At 72.0% G+C, this 14086-nt stretch carries 11 protein-coding genes and 1 riboswitch; of the genes, 8 read left to right on the forward strand and 3 right to left on the reverse strand.

From position 1 onward, the window contains the following. The first annotated feature begins 5 nt into the window (after positions 1-5). Together NQ165_RS11760 and NQ165_RS11765 are read left to right on the forward strand one after the other, a co-directional pair. A complete protein-coding gene (locus NQ165_RS11760; RefSeq protein ID WP_257533542.1) occupies positions 6-3560 on the forward strand; it encodes a S8 family serine peptidase in 3555 nt (1184 codons plus the stop codon). Positions 3561-3701: 141 nt separating this feature from the next. Next, the gene (locus tag NQ165_RS11765; RefSeq protein ID WP_257526437.1) at positions 3702-4277 is read left to right on the forward strand and encodes a hypothetical protein; all 576 of its coding nucleotides are present in this window, start codon (positions 3702-3704) and stop codon (positions 4275-4277) included. 106 nt (positions 4278-4383) lie between these two features. Here the strand turns inward: NQ165_RS11765 and NQ165_RS11770 are convergent, their stop codons facing one another. Further along, positions 4384-5268: a bifunctional methylenetetrahydrofolate dehydrogenase/methenyltetrahydrofolate cyclohydrolase gene (locus NQ165_RS11770; RefSeq protein ID WP_257526436.1), complete on the reverse strand. Its 885-nt coding sequence runs from the start codon at positions 5266-5268 to the stop codon at positions 4384-4386. Continuing rightward, positions 5265-6539, reverse strand: a complete 1275-nt coding sequence (gene glyA, locus NQ165_RS11775; RefSeq protein WP_257526435.1) for a serine hydroxymethyltransferase — start codon at positions 6537-6539, stop codon at positions 5265-5267. The genes NQ165_RS11770 and glyA overlap by 4 nt, the downstream gene beginning before the upstream one ends. 59 nt (positions 6540-6598) lie before the next feature. Then, positions 6599-6682, reverse strand: a riboswitch (ZMP/ZTP riboswitch). 89 nt (positions 6683-6771) lie between these two features. Here glyA and nagA point away from each other — a divergent pair. Genes nagA through NQ165_RS11790 form a run of 3 tightly spaced genes read left to right on the forward strand, consistent with a single transcriptional unit; the run spans position 6772 to position 9765 of the window. Continuing rightward, a complete protein-coding gene (gene nagA / locus NQ165_RS11780) occupies positions 6772-7929 on the forward strand; it encodes an N-acetylglucosamine-6-phosphate deacetylase (RefSeq protein ID WP_257526434.1) in 1158 nt (385 codons plus the stop codon). Between the two features lie 43 nt (positions 7930-7972). Beyond that, on the forward strand, positions 7973-8386 hold the full coding sequence (locus NQ165_RS11785; protein WP_257526433.1) for a YrdB family protein: 414 nt from the start codon (positions 7973-7975) through the stop codon (positions 8384-8386). After that, complete coding sequence (locus tag NQ165_RS11790) at positions 8383-9765, forward strand: FAD-binding oxidoreductase (RefSeq protein WP_257533544.1); 1383 nt, start codon at positions 8383-8385, stop codon at positions 9763-9765. The genes NQ165_RS11785 and NQ165_RS11790 overlap by 4 nt, the downstream gene beginning before the upstream one ends. Before the next feature lie 22 nt (positions 9766-9787). Here NQ165_RS11790 and nagB read toward each other — a convergent pair whose 3' ends face one another. Then, entirely contained in the window at positions 9788-10567 is a 780-nt protein-coding gene (gene nagB, locus NQ165_RS11795) for a glucosamine-6-phosphate deaminase (RefSeq protein WP_257526431.1), read from the reverse strand. A gap of 208 nt (positions 10568-10775) precedes the next feature. On the opposite strand from nagB, the gene NQ165_RS11800 reads away from it, so the two are divergent. From NQ165_RS11800 to NQ165_RS11810, 3 genes are all read left to right on the forward strand, one after another. Next, positions 10776-12245 (forward strand): L,D-transpeptidase family protein, encoded by a 1470-nt coding sequence (locus NQ165_RS11800; protein WP_257533546.1) that lies wholly within the window; start codon positions 10776-10778, stop codon positions 12243-12245. 28 nt (positions 12246-12273) lie between these two features. Continuing rightward, positions 12274-13248, forward strand: coding sequence for an acetylxylan esterase (locus NQ165_RS11805; protein WP_285181642.1), 975 nt, complete (start codon positions 12274-12276; stop codon positions 13246-13248). 64 nt (positions 13249-13312) lie between these two features. Further along, the gene (locus NQ165_RS11810) at positions 13313-13765 is read left to right on the forward strand and encodes a GNAT family N-acetyltransferase (RefSeq protein WP_257526428.1); all 453 of its coding nucleotides are present in this window, start codon (positions 13313-13315) and stop codon (positions 13763-13765) included. The last annotated feature ends 321 nt before the right edge of the window (positions 13766-14086 follow it).

Consider the following 14086-nt stretch of genomic DNA (forward strand, 5'->3'; position numbering starts at 1 on the left):
CCCGGATGACTCGATCGCTGTCGTTCCCGCGTTTGCTGCAACTCTTCGCCGCGCTGGGGGTGACAGCACTCCTCCTGGTCATGCTCGCTCCCCCGGCCCGCGCCGCCACCGGCGCAGACGGTTTCACCGGCAGCCCGGTCTCGCCCGAGGGCCCGGCGGATGTGACGAGCCGCTCCGCCACCGGCAAGCTCGCAGAGAGCGACCCCGATGTGCTCGCGCGGACGGACGCGGCCCGCACGACGGTCATGGTGAAGGTCGACGTCGACCCCGTGGCCGCGTATGCCGGCGGCATCGAGGGCTTCGCGGCGACGAGCCCCGCGGTCACCGGACGCGACCTCGGTGACAGCGACGTCACCGCGTACACCGCCTACGTGCAGGAGCGGCTGGATGCCGCGTTCGCCGAGATCCAGGCATCCGTCCCCGGCGCAGAACTCGTGTCCCGCTACGTGATGGCGTACGGCGGCCTGTCGATCATCCTTCCCGCCAACCGGGCGAAGGACGTCGCCGGCATCGAGGGCGTCGCCGCCGTGCAGGAGAACGCCCTGCACACGCGCACCGCCGCCGCCCCGGAGGAGACCCCCGCCCCGGAGGAGACCGCCACCCCGGAGGAGACCCCCGCGCCTGAGCAGACCACGGCGCCGGAGGAGACTCCTGCACCCGAGGAGACCGCGGCGCCGGAAGAGACCCCCGCACCGGAGGAGACCGCGGCGCCGGAAGAGACCCCCGCACCCGAGGAGCCCCAGGGACCGGTCACCTACGACACCAACGGCATCGACAACGACGGCTCCACCTTCGTCGGCGCCGACGCCGTCTGGCCGAGCCTCGGCGGCCGCGACAAGGCCGGCGTGGGCGTCATCGTCGGCGTGATCGACACCGGCATCTGGCCGGAGCACCCGATGCTCGTCGACAACGGCATCCCGGCCCCCGAAGGCGGCCCCTGGGCGTGCGAGTTCGGCGGCGGAGCAGAGGGCGCAGGCGACGACTTCTCCTGCAACGACAAGCTCATCGGCGCCTACGCGTTCCTCGACACGTATCAGCGCGTGGCACCGGAGCGGGCCGGCGCAGTGGACTTCTGCGGCGCGGACGTCTGCTCGGCCCGCGACTCCGACGGACACGGCACCCACACGGCCACCACCGCTGCGGGCAGCGCCGTGGACAGCTCGGTCGTGCTCGGCGTCGACCACGGCCCCATCAGCGGCATCGCCCCGGGCGCCTCGATCATCGCCTACCGCGCCCTCGGCCCGGCCGGCGGATACACCGCCGACCTCGTCGAGGCCGTCGAGCAGACGATCCTCGACGGCGTCGACGTGATCAACTACTCGATCAGCGGCTCCGCGAGCGTCTACACCGACGCGGTGGGCCTGGCGTTCCTCGACGCCTACGCCGCCGGCATCGCCGTGCACGCCTCCGCCGGCAACTCCGGCCCCGGCGCCTCCACGGCCAACCACGCCGGCCCGTGGCTGACGACCGTCGCCGCGTCCACCCTCGACCGGGCGTTCACGACCACCCTCGAACTGTCCTCGACCGACGGCGGCACACTGACCAAGTCCGGCGCGACCGTCACGCAGGGTGTCACCGACGCCCCCGTGGTCCGCGCCGACGCCGTGCCGGGCTACACCGGTGGCGTCCGCTGCGAGCAGCCCTTCGCCGACGGCAGCCTCACCGGCACCGTCGTGGTGTGCGAGCGCGGCGGCAACGGCCGTGTCGCGAAGGGCTACAACGCCTTCCTCGGCGACGCGGCAGGCATGATCCTCTACAACCCGACGACGCAGGAGACCAACACCGACAACCACTTCCTCCCCACGATCCACCTGGAGGGACCGAACGACGAGGTCCTCGCCTTCCTGACCCGCCCGGGCGTCACCGCCTCGTGGGGCCCCGGAATGGCGAGCCGTGCTCCCGGCGACGTGATGGCCAGCTTCAGCTCGCGCGGCCCGATCGGGGAGTTCCTCAAGCCCGACGTCACCGGTCCCGGCATCCAGGTGCTCGCCGGTCACACGCCCGAGCCCAGCGGCCCCGACTCCGGACCTGCCGGCCAGTACTACCAGGCCATCGCGGGCACCTCGATGTCGTCGCCTCACGCCGCGGGCGTTGCAGCCCTCGTGATCGCGGCGCGGCCGGACTTCACCCCCGGTCAGGTCAAGTCGGCGCTCATGACCTCCTCCCTGCAGGATGTCGTCAACGCGGACGGATCGCCGGCCGGCGTGTTCGACCGCGGTGCAGGCAGCATCCGCGCCGACCGCGCGGTGGCCCCCCTGCTCACCATCTCGGAATCGGCCGACCGCTTCGTGGCGAGCGCCGCGGACCCGCTGGGTCGCGTCGACCTCAACATCCCGAGCATCTACGTCGACCCGATGCCGGGCGCGATCGAGACCAAGCGCACCGTCACCAACGTCAGCGGCAAGTCGCAGACCTTCCGGGTCAGCGACGAGGCGACGGGCGGCCTGCGGGTGACGGTGTTCCCGTCGCGGTTCACCATCGCTCCGGGAAAGTCCAAGACGCTGTCGGTGATCATCGACGGGCTGGAGTCGGACGAGGGATGGCAGCAGGGTGAGATCACCCTGACGCCCACCCGCGGCGGCTCCGACGTGGTCATCCCGCTCGCGGCGAACGTGCGCGAGGCGGAGGTGTCGCTGGCCCAGTCCTGCGAGCCCGAGAGCATCCGCCGCGGTTCGAGCACCACCTGCACGGTGTCTGCGACGAACTTCCTGCCGGTGGAGGTGCCTGCGACCATCAACGTCGCCGCGCACCCGTTCCTGAACGTGCGCAACGTCACCGCACCCGCCAAGCGCCAGTTCCTCGGCGCGAAGTGGAGCGGCACGCTCAGCCCGGCGCTCGCGCCGAGCATCGACGCGGTCGGCCCGGATGACGGGACCCACCCCGCGGGCGGCTACCTGTCGCTGGCGAGCATGGGAATCGCCCCGGTGGCGACTCTCGGCGACGAGGCGATCGTGAACTACACGGTGCCGTCGTTCTCCTACGGCGGCGAGGTGTACAGCCGCATCGGCATCGTCTCGAACGGGTATGTCGTCGTCGGCGGCGGTACCTCGGCGGATGTGTCGTACCAGTCCACCGGAATCCCCGACCCGACGGTGCCCAACAACGTGCTGGCGCCGTACTGGACCGACCTGAACCCGGAGGAGGGGGGCGCGGTTCGCGTGGGCTCGCTCAGCGACGGGGTGAACAGCTACCTCGTGGTCGAGTGGGAGGACGTGCCGACCTACAGCGGCAACGCGACCAACACGTTCCAGCTGTGGCTGACGCTCGGCGCCACCGAGGGCCAGTGGTTCGCTTACGGCGACGCGCCGGTCTCGGATGCCGCGACCACCGCGGTCACGGGAGCGGAGAACCGCAATGGCACCAGCGGCGTGATCGCCGACGCACCCACGGCCGACTCGGTGTACGCGGTGACGACGTCGCCCCCCACCGCCGGCGGCACGGTGTCGTTCGACTACAGCGCGACCGGAGTGCTGCGCGGCTCGTGGGACATCTGGGCGACGCTGACGAGTCCGCAGCTGCGGGCGACGCCGGCCGAGCAGACGACGGTCACGGTGCGCTGACCCGCATCATCACGGGTCGCTGACACCACATCTGGCGGCCGAGGCAGGGGGACAACCCCCTGACTCGGTCGCCAGCTGTCGTCTCACGGGTGCGCGGGCGATGGGATGCCGCGCACGCGACCGGCGTGGCACAGTGGCGGTATGAAGACCTGGGTCGTGAGATTCGTCTCGCTGTACGTGTTCAACGTCGTGGTGCTGCTGCTGCTCGGCGCGCTGCTGCCCACTGTGCGGGTGGGGTGGGCAGCGCTGTGGGCGGGCGTCCTGCTGACGGCGGGCACGATCTGGCTGAAGCCCGCGATCGCGAAGCTGTTCCGGGGGATCGCCGCCCGGTCGGCCAGTCGCCGCAATCGCCTCGGCGAGAAGGTCGTGCAGGCCGCGCTCGTGTTCGTCGTCGAGCTGGTGATCTGGGTGCTCGTCGTGGTGTTCTCCGCCGTGGCGGTGACGCGCATCGTGGGCTGGCTCCTGCCGCCGCTGGTGCTGCTGCTCGCCTGGATCGTCTACGACATCGTCGACGACCGCCTCGAGGCCCGCGCCGCAGCGCTGTACGACCGCGCGCTGGGCGGTCGCCGCGGCACCCCGGCATCCACCCCCACCCCGGCATCCGCCCCCACCGACGTCCCCCGCCCCAGCACCACGCCCCCGCCGCCGCGCCCCGCAGCCGACGACGGCCTCACCGAGGAGCAGCGCCGCATGCTCGACGAGCTCGGCAAGGGCTGACCCCGCTCCCGTCGCTGAAACGGCATCTGGCGGCCGAGACAGCGGGTGATTCCCACGGTCTCAGCCGCCAGTTGCGGTCTCACCGGTCAGGGGTGCCGACCGCGGGCTACGACGAGACGCTGCGCTCGGCGGCTTCCACGACGTTGGTCATCAGCAGCGCCACGGTCATCGGGCCCACCCCGCCGGGGTTGGGCGAGAGGTATCCGGCCACATCGACGACGTCGGGGTGCACGTCGCCGTAGACCCGGTTCTTGCCGGTCTCGGGGTCGGTCTCCCGCGTCACGCCCACATCGAGCACCGCCGCGCCCGGCGCGACGTGCTCGGGGCGCACCAGATGCTTCACTCCCGCAGCCGCGACGATGACGTCGGCGCCGCGCAGGTGCCGCTCCAGGTCGACCGTTCCGGTGTGGGTGAGGGTCACCGTCGCGTTGATGTCGCGCCGGGTCAGCAGCAGACCGATCGAGCGACCGATGGTGACCCCACGGCCGACCACGACCACATTCTTGCCGCGCAGGTCGTAGCCGTTGCGGGTCAGCAGCTCGATGACGCCGCGCGGCGTGCACGGCAGCGGCGAGGCGATGGGCGTGTTCACGTTGAGCACGAGCCGGCCGAGGTTGGTCGGGTGCAGACCGTCGGCATCCTTCGCCGGGTCGATCCGCTCCAGGATCGCGTCGGTGTCGAGGTGCTTCGGCAGCGGCAGCTGCACGATGTACCCGTGACAGGAGGGATCGGCGTTGAGCTCGTCGATCAGCTGTTCGACCTGCTGCTGCGTCGCGTCGGCGGGCAGCTCGCGCTGGATCGAGTTCATCCCGATCGCCTCGGACTGCTTGTGCTTCATGCCGACGTACAGCTGGGATGCCGGGTCGGCCCCCACCAGCACGGTCGCGATGCCGGGGACGATGCCCTTCTCCGCCAGCGCCGCCACCCGGGCGCGCAGCTCGTCCTTGATCGCCGCCGCGGTCGCGACGCCGTCGAGCCGGACCGCGGTCACTGCTGCAGACCGGGGTACAGCGGGAACGCCGCGGTGAGCGCGGCGACGCGCACACGCAGCGCCTCGAGGTCGGCGCCCGGCTGCAGGGCCAGGGCGATGACGTCGGCGACCTCGGTGAACTCGGCGTCACCGAACCCGCGGGTCGCGAGCGCAGGCGTCCCGATGCGCAGGCCCGAGGTCACCATCGGCGGCCGCGGGTCGTTGGGGACGGCGTTGCGGTTCACCGTGATGTGGATCTCGTGCAGCAGATCCTCGGCCTGCTTGCCGTCGATCGCCGCGTCGCGCAGGTCCACCAGCACCAGGTGCACGTCGGTGCCGCCGGAGCGCACCGCGATGCCGGCATCCTTGACGTCCTGCTGCGTGAGGCGGTCGGCGAGGATCGCAGCTCCCCGCAGCACGCGCTCCTGCCGCTCGACGAACTCGGGGGTCGCGGCGAGCTTGAACGCCGTCGCCTTGGCGGCGATGACGTGCATGAGCGGCCCGCCCTGCTGACCCGGGAAGACGGCGGTGTTGATCTTCTTGGCGATGTCGGCGTCGTTGCTGAGGATGAAGCCGGAGCGCGGCCCGCCGATGGTCTTGTGCACGGTCGACGACACGACGTGCGCGTGCGGCACGGGGTTCGGGTGCAGCCCGGCGGCGACGAGCCCGGCGAAGTGTGCCATGTCGACCCAGAGAAGCGCGCCCACCTCGTCGGCGATGGCGCGGAAGGCGGCGAAGTCCAGCTGACGGGGGTAGGCCGACCAGCCCGCGATGATGACCTTCGGCTTGTGCTCGAGGGCGAGGCGGCGCACCTCGTCCATGTCGACCAGCGACGTCTCGGCATCCACGCCGTACGCGACGATGTTGTAGAGCCGGCCCGAGAAGTTGATCTTCATGCCGTGCGTCAGGTGACCGCCGTGGTCGAGCGAGAGACCCAGCAGCGTGTCGCCGGGGCGGGCGATGGCGTGCAGCACCGCCGCGTTGGCCGACGCGCCCGAGTGCGGCTGCACGTTGGCGAACTGCGCGCCGAACAGCGACTTCGCCCGCTCGATGGCGAGCTCCTCGGCGACGTCGACCTCTTCGCAGCCGCCGTAGTAGCGGCGACCCGGGTAGCCCTCGGCGTACTTGTTGGTCAGCACCGAGCCCTGCGACTGCAGCACCGACACCGGCACGAAGTTCTCGGAGGCGATCATCTCGAGGTAGCCGCGCTGGCGGTCGAGCTCGCGCTCGAGCACCTGTGCGATCTCGGGATCGACCTCGGCGAGGGGGGCGTTGAACACGGAATCGGTCATGGCGATCTCCAGACGGCAGCGGTACGTGATGGTCGAGAAGCCCGCGCACGGGCGTATCGAGACCCGGCCCAGGCGTGCGGTCGAATGCCCTGTCGGTCGCTCCCCGGTGGTCACCCACCTCAACGCCAGTCGCGACACCCAGAGCATAGCGGATGCCGCGTGGGCCACCCCCGCCGCGTGCCGGGCGACACCGCGCGGACAGGCGGATCACGCGTTGCTACGCTGGTGCACCGTGAAGACCCAGGGCGCACTCCGCGCGGACCGCGTCATCCATCACGTCCGGCTCATCGATGCCGGGGAGATCACCGACGACGCCTGGATCGCGTTCCGCGACGGGCGGGTCGCCGCCGTCGGGCAGGGCGACACCTGGCGAGACCACTCCCCCGTCGATGTGCACGACGGGGACGGCGCATGGCTCACCCCCGGGTTCGTCGACATCCACGCGCACGGCGGGGCGGGCCACGCGTTCGACGACGGGGCCGACGCCATCGCCGAGGCGCGCGCGATGCACCGCTCCCGCGGGACCACCCGGGCGGTGCTGTCTCTCGTGACGGCATCCATCGACGACCTCGCCGCACGCGTCGCGACGGTCGCACGTCTGGCCCGAGAGGATGCCACGATCCTCGGCTCGCACCTCGAGGGCCCCTTCCTGGACCTCGGCCACAAGGGCGCGCACACCCCCGCGCTGCTGCGGGCACCGGACGCGGCCGCCGTCGATCGCCTGCTCGCTGCCGGCGACGGCACCATCCGGCAGGTGACGCTCGCCCCCGAGCTTCCCGGAGCGGACGACGCGATCCGCCGGTTCACCGCCGCCGGCGTCGCCGTGGCGGTGGGGCACACCGACGCCGACGCCGACGCCACCCGGCGCGCGTTCGACGCGGGTGCGACGATCCTCACGCATGCCTTCAACGGCATGCGCGGCATCCACCACCGGGATCCGGGGCCCGTCGTCGCGGCGATGCAGGACGAGCGGGTCACGCTCGAGCTCATCGCGGACGGGACCCACGTGCATCCCGACGTGATGCGGGTGGTGTTCGCCGGCGCTCCCGGCCGTGTCGCCCTCATCACCGATGCGATGGGGGCCGCCGGGTCGGCCGACGGCGCCTACACGCTCGGCGGGCTCGCGGTGACGGTGACCGACGGGGTGGCGCGCCTGGACGACGGCGGATCGATCGCCGGGTCGACGCTGACGCAGGACGCGGCGCTGCGGATCGTCACCGGGCAGTGCGGCGTCTCGATGCCCGACGCGGTCGACGCGCTCACCGCCGTGCCCGCCCGAGCCATCGGCGCACAGGCGGGATCGCTGGCCGTGGGCGCCACAGCCGATGCGGTGCTGCTGGACGCCGCACTCGGCGTCCGTGCGGTGTGGGTCGACGGCGTTCCCGCGTAGCCGTCCCGCGGGCCCCAGGCCGCGTCGCACGTAGACTGAGGGCATGTCCGATCTGCCCTCCGTGCGCCCCGCGAAACCCGCCGAGCCGCAGCCGACGTCCGCCGAGCCGCAGCCCGGCACGCGGCGCGCCCTCGACGTGATCGACGTGCTGTCGGTCGTCGCCGGCCTCTTCGCGTTCGGCACTCTGGCCTTCTGGGGCTTCATCGCGTGGGACGTCCCCTGGAATCTCGTCGTCGGCATCGGCGCCCCCGTCGTGGCGATCCTGCTGTGGGCGCTGTTCGTCTCCCCTCGCGCCGTGCTCGCGGTGCACCCGTTCGTGCGGGCCCTCGTGGAGCTGCTGGTCTACGCGGCCGCGACGATCGCCTGGTGGGCGCTCGGCAACGTGTGGGTCGGCCTCGGCTTCGCCGTCGTCGCCGTCACCGTCGGCGTCATCTCCGGCCGGCGTCGCCTGGCATGAGCACCGCCGCGCAGCCGGCGACCGACGTGGTCGCGCTGCTGCGCGAAGCGCTCGGCGCCGGGGTCGACACCTCCCCCGCGGCGCGGCAGGCGGCACGCGCCGACAAGTCCGGCCACGCGTCCTCCGGCGCACCGCTGGCCGTCGTGCACGCGGCATCCGTCGCGGACGTGCAGCACACGCTGCGCATCGCCACCGCCACCGGCACCCCCGTGGTGACCCGCGGCGCCGGCACGGGACTGGCCGGCGGCGCCAACGCGGGTGACGGTGAGATCGCGCTGTCGGTGCGGGGCATGGACCGCATCCTCGAGGTGCGTCCCGACGACCTGCTCGCGGTGGTGGAGCCCGGCATCATCAACGCCGAGCTGAACGCCGCGCTCGCCCCGCAGGGGCTGTGGTGGGCCCCCGACCCCGCCAGCCGCGATATCTCCACCGTCGGCGGGAACATCGCCACCGGCGCCGGCGGTCTGCTGTGCGCCAAGTACGGCGTCGTGCGCGATGCCGTGCTCGGCCTGGATGTGGTGCTCGCCGACGGCCGGCTGCTGCGCCTCGGCCACCGCAGCGTCAAGGGCGTCACCGGCCTCGACCTCACCGCGCTCATGATCGGCTCGGAAGGAACCCTCGGCGTCATCGTGGGTGCCACGCTCAAGCTGCACCGCCTCGTCCCCGGCGGCACGCGCGCCCTCGCCGCCACGTTCTCCGACGTGCGCGCGGCCGCCGTCGGTTCGGCCGCGGTCACCGCCGCGGGCCTGCAACCGGCGATCATGGAGCTGATGGATGCCGTCAGCCTCGAGGCGGTCCACCGACTGCTGCAGCTGACGCCTCCCACCCCGGGTGCGGCCCAGCTCACGATCCAGACCGACGGTCCCGCCGCCGACGCCGAGGCCCGCGACATCGCCGCCGTGCTGAGCGCCGCGGGAGGAACGGTGGTGCTCGCCGAGGACGAGGCCGAGGGCGAGCGCCTGCTGGCGGTGCGCCGTGCGATGCACCCGGCCATGGAGACCCTCGGCACGACCCTCATCGAGGACGTCTCGGTGCCCCGCAGCGCCCTGCCTGCGATGTTCGACGAGATCGCCCGCGTCGAGCGCGACCACGGCATGGTGATCCCGACGGTGGCGCACGCCGGCGACGGCAACCTGCACCCGAACTTCGTGTTCGAGGGCGCCGAGGTGCCGCCGGCGGTCTGGGATGCGGCGGACGACCTGTTCCGGTCAGCGCTGCGCCTCGGCGGCACGCTGACCGGCGAGCACGGCATCGGCGTGCTCAAGCGGCGGTGGCTGGCCGACGAGCTCGGCGACGATCAGTGGCAGCTGCAGCGGGACATCGCCCGCGTGTTCGACCCTCTCGGGATCCTCAATCCCGGCAAGGTCTTCTCCCCCTGAGCGCCGCCGGCCCGCGCCGTGCTCAGAGACCCTGCCAGGCCGGCTTGTTCTCCCAGGTGTAGCGGTAGTAGTCGGAACGCTGCAGCTGGGACGCCGCGGCTTCGTCGACCACGACCGTCGCGTGCGGGTGCAGCTGGATCGCGGAGCCCGGGAGCGACGCGGTCACCGGCCCCTCGACCGCGCCGGCCACCGCAGCGGCCTTGCCCTCGCCGAAGGCCAGCAGCACCAGGTGCCGGGCCGAGAGGATGGTGCCCAGGCCCTGCGTGATGCAGTGCATCGGCACCTCGTCGACCGAGGTGAAGAAGCGCGCGTTGTCGTCGCGCGTCTGCGCGGTGAGCGTCTTCACCCTCGTGCGGGAGGCGAAGGACGATCCCGGCTCGTTGAAGCCGATGTGCCCGTCGGTGCCGATGCCGAGGATCTGCAGGTCGACACCGCCGGCCTCGGCGATCGCGCGCTCGTAATCCTCGCCGGCGTGCTCGATGCCCTCGAGCGACCCGTTCGGCACCCGCACCCGCGCAGGATCCAGTCCGAGCGGCTCGACGACCTCACGCGTGATGACGTTGCGGTAGCTCTCGGGGTGGGCGGGGTCGATGCCCACGTACTCGTCCAGTGCGAACCCGCGCACCCGGGAGAAGTCCACCTCGCCGTGACGGGCGCGCAGCGCCTCGTAGACCGGAAGCGGGGTGGAACCGGTGGCCAGTCCCAGCACGGCGTCCGGCTTGCGCTCGACCAGACCCAGAATCTCCGCTGCGACGAGTGCTCCGGCATCCGCCTTCGACGGGACGATCACGATCTCAGCCATGGGTTGCTTCCTCCTCGGTGGTGGCGACGGCGCCGATCGGCGCGGACGACATCTCCATCCAACCGCACCTCGGCGCGCGCCGCCGCAGGTCGCGCGCACGCCGGTGCGTCTTTCCGTGACCGATCCGTTGCCCCCGGTGTGTCACCCGTCTATTACCATGGAGAGGACGTATCGACTCACACAAACCGGGGGGTGGATTGTGACGGACGTGGTCACCAGACCTGAGACAGGCAGTTCGGACGCCGTTGGCGGCGATGACGCGACGACCGTCGTCCTCGATCCGACGGGTACCGACTCCGACGTGCGCTGGGCCCCCGTGGAACCGGCGCCCAAGAAGCGGCACCTCGGTCTGTGGATCGGCATTCCCGCCGCCGTGGTCGCGCTGGGTGCGGCCGCTGCCTCCCTCGTGCTCGTCGCCCCCGGCACCAGCGTCGCCGGCGTCTCCGTCGGCTGGCTCACTCCCGGGGCTGCCGCCGAGGCGGTCTCGGAGCGGCTCAACGGGACCGAACTCATCGTCGACGGCACAGCCGTGTCGGCCGCCGACCTGGGCGCCACCATCGACGCGCAGGCGCTCGCGAGTGCCGCGTTCGAGGAGCGTCCCCTGTGGAACGTGACCCAGTGGTTCGGCGATCCGATCGCCGCGCCCGTGGCGATCGACGCGGAGCAGGCCGCCACCGCGGTGCGCGACGCCGCGCCGGGCCTGTACGTCGCGCCCACCGACGCCGAATTGGCGTTCGATGCGGCCTCTCAGACGTACGTCGTCACCCCCGCCATCGACGGCGAGGGCGTCGACCCCGCGTCGGTGCAGAGCGCGCTGCAGCAGGCCTTCGACGGCGGGGCATCCTCGGTGGTCATCGAGGACCCCTCGATGGCTCCGCTGGCCGCTCACACGACCACCGAAGAGGCCCAGGCCGGCGCCGACGTGCTCAACGCCATGCTCTCCTCCGCCGGGTTCTACATCGGTGAGGAGCGCGCCGTCCCGATCGACCCCTCCGTGCTGGCATCCTGGATCACCGTCTCCACCGACGACGACGGCGGCGTCGTGTTCACCGCCGACGCCGACGCGATCCAGCCGGTCGTCGACACGCTCCCGGGGATCGTCGACCGCGACCCGGTGGACGCCACCGTCATCACCAACAGCGCCGGCGAGAACCTCTGGGACATCCAGGCGGGCCAGACCGGCCGCGCCCTGGAATCCACCGACGGCATCGCCGCGGGCTTCGCCGAGCAGCTGGCCGACGGCAACGCCGTCTACGCCCTTCCCGTCGTCGAGACGGAGTTCAAGACCACCGCGCTGGCCCGGTCGATCGACGTCAACCTCAGCAGCCAGTGGGTGACCCTCTGGGAGAACGGCAAGGCCGTCGACGGCTGGTCGGTCTCCACGGGAAAGCAGGGCGCTCCCACCTATCCCGGTGAATACACGATCCAGAGCATGTACCCCATGCAGACGCTCTACGGCACGTACCGCGGACCGAACGGCGAGGACCTCGGCCCCTACGTGCAGCCCGACGTGAAGTGGATGATGTACTTCAACGGCGGCCAGGCGTTCCACGGCGTGTACTGGCACAGCAACTGGGGAACCCCGAGCAGCCACGGCTGTGTCGGGATGCCCGAGTGGCGTGCCGCGCAGCTGTACGACTGGGCGGCTCCCGGCGTCGAGGTGTCGATCCACTACTGAGGCGCGCGCCACCTCTAGGGTGGCGTTCGTGCCCCGCTTCGACCTCTCTCCCGCCGAGCTCGCCGTCTACCGACCCGATGTGCGCGAACCGCACGATTTCGACGGGTTCTGGGAGCGCACGCTGCAGGAGTCGCGCGCCCGCGGCGGCGAGGTGACGCGCGAGCGCGTCGCCACCCCGTTCACGGTGCTCGAGGTCTTCGACGTCACCTTCCCGGGGTTCGACGGCGACCCGGTGCGCGCCTGGCTGACCCTGCCCCGCGGCGCGGAGGGCCCGCTTCCGGCAGTCGTGGAGTACAACGGCTACGGCGGGGGACGGGGTCTTCCCGGGGAGCGCAGCACCTGGGCGACCGCCGGCTATGCCCACCTGTTCATGGACACCCGCGGTCAGGGCTCGACCTGGGGCTCGGGCGGGGACACCCCCGATCCGCACGGGGCGGGACCCGCTGCGAACGGGTTCATGACCCGCGGCATCCTCGACCCGGAGCAGTACTACTACCGCCGCGTGTTCACCGACGCGGTGCGCGCGGTCGACGCCGTCCGGGCGATGCCCGAGGTCGACCCGACACGCGTCGCCGTCACGGGAGGCAGCCAGGGCGGCGGCATCACGCTGGCCGTGGCGGGGCTGTGCGACGGTCTCGTCGCGGCCATGCCCGACGTGCCGTTCCTGTGCCACTTCGATCGCGCCGTGGGGCTCACCGACAGCGATCCCTATCAGGAGGTCGTGCGCTATCTCTCCGTGCACCGCGGCGCGGACGAGGCGGTGTTCCGCACCCTGTCGTACTTCGACGGGGTCGCCTTCGCGCGTCGGGCGACGGCGCCGTCGCTGTTCTCGGTCGCCCTCCTCGACCCGGTGTGCCCGCCGTCGACCGTCTACGCGGCGTTCAACCACTACCGCGGCGAGAAGGCGATCGAGGTCTACACCCACAACGAGCACGAGGGCGGGCAGGCGTACCAGTGGTTCGCGCAGGCCGCCTTCCTCGGCCGGCAGGTGTCGCGCGGGTGACGGCGAGGTGACGGCATCCGGCCGAGCGTGCGTCGTGCCCGGAAACCCCGTTACCCTGTTGGGCATGGCTGAGCTGCGTGTAGAGGAACTGTCCGCATCCACGATCGTCGCGGTGAACAACATGTCGCTCAAGCCCGGGCAGGAGCGCTTCCTCGCCCCCGAGAGCTACGCGATCGCCGCGACCGTCGTCAACCCCGCCACCGCCTGGCAGCGCGTCGTGCTCGACGGCGACGAGGTCGTCGGCTTCGTCAGCGCGAACTTCGACCCGGAGGCCCCGCAGGAGCACTTCCGCTCCGTGCTGTGGCGCATCAACGTGGATGCCGACGACCAGGGGCGCGGCGTCGGCCGCTTCGCCGTCGAGCAGCTGCTCGCGGAGGCCCGCGACCGCGGCATGGACCACGTCGACGTCATCTACGAGGGTGGCGAGGGCGGTCCGGAGACCTTCTTCCGCCGCGTGGGCTTCACCCCCGTCGGCGAGACCGAGTTCGGCGAGATCGTCGCCGAGGTGCGCCTCTAGTCGCTTCGCGCTTCGTCGCATCCGGTGTCGTCGCGGGGCCCTGTGTCTGCCGTGCCCCTCGCGCCGGTTCGGGGACCGATACGCGCCCCAAACCCGCCCACCCACGGGCTCGGGAACCGATACGCGACCCAAACCGCCCACCCACGGGGTTCGGGAACCGACACGCGCCCCAAACCGCCCACCCACGGGGTTCGGGAGCCGACTCGCGCCCCAAACCCGCCCACCCACGGGTTCGGGAACCGACACGCGACCCAACCCCGCCCACCCGGGATTCGGGAACCGACACGCGACCCAACCCCGCCCACCCGGGGTTCGGGAACC

The sequence above is a fragment of the Microbacterium sp. zg.Y1084 genome (assembly GCF_024623595.1).
GTDB classification, from domain to species: Bacteria; Actinomycetota; Actinomycetes; order Actinomycetales; family Microbacteriaceae; genus Microbacterium; species Microbacterium wangruii.